Genomic DNA, 786 nt, shown 5'->3' on the forward strand with positions numbered 1-786 from the left:
CATAATTACGGGGTGTCTCCGCCAATAATAAGGCAAGGCTATTCTCCACCTGACTGATCTGCTGCTGCAAATCGAGTACAGAACTCTGCACCTGATAATAAGCAGCTTCCATCTGCGACACAGCGGATTCGTTTGCCAGTCCGGCATTCATCAGAGCGCGGGTGGAGGCCACGGTTTCTTTCCATGCCGTCTCCGTCTGACGGGAAAGGTCGAGTTGCTCATCCAGCATCAGCAGGGTATAGTAAGTATTGGCTATGCCTGTTATCAACTGGGTACGGACAGCCTGACGATAATCCTCGCTTTGAGCATAAAGTGCTTTCGCCTGTTTTTTGGCATTGCGCATACGACCGAATACGTCCAGCTCCCAACTGGCAGTAACGGGCAATGAATAAGCCTGCGTAGCCTTGTGTGTATCAAAACTGCTCACCGTTCCCTGCGGGGAAAGGGCAAAAGCAGGCAGAAAAGCAAGTTTGGCAGACATCAGTGCCGCCTGTGCCTGTTCCACACGAAGCTGGGCGGACTGATAGTCGGTATTAGTCTGTAATCCCACTTCGATGAGGGATTGCAGATAAGGATCGGTGAAAAGTTCCCGCCAGTCCATATTACCCAGACTGGCAGTGTCCTCGGCCACCACTTCCTCCCCATAAAGATGGTCGGGGACGACAGTGGCGGGTTTGTATTTGGTATAGATGCCACAACCGCTCAACGACAGACTGATGGCAACTAATGTGATGATATTCTTCTTCATTCTTTCTTTCATTTAGTTACGTTCGCGTTCAACTTCAC

At 50.5% G+C, this 786-nt stretch carries 1 protein-coding gene; it reads right to left on the reverse strand.

Features of this window, described 5'->3' with window-relative positions; genetic code table 11:
* The coding region (locus AB5935_RS26990; protein ID WP_368327977.1) for a TolC family protein at positions 1-748 on the reverse strand (748 nt) is incomplete at its 3' end.
* Positions 749-786 lie beyond the last annotated feature (38 nt).

It is taken from the genome of Phocaeicola sp. RTP21198st1_B8_RTP21198_201120 (genome assembly GCF_040929485.1).
Lineage (GTDB): Bacteria > Bacteroidota > Bacteroidia > Bacteroidales > Bacteroidaceae > Phocaeicola > Phocaeicola dorei.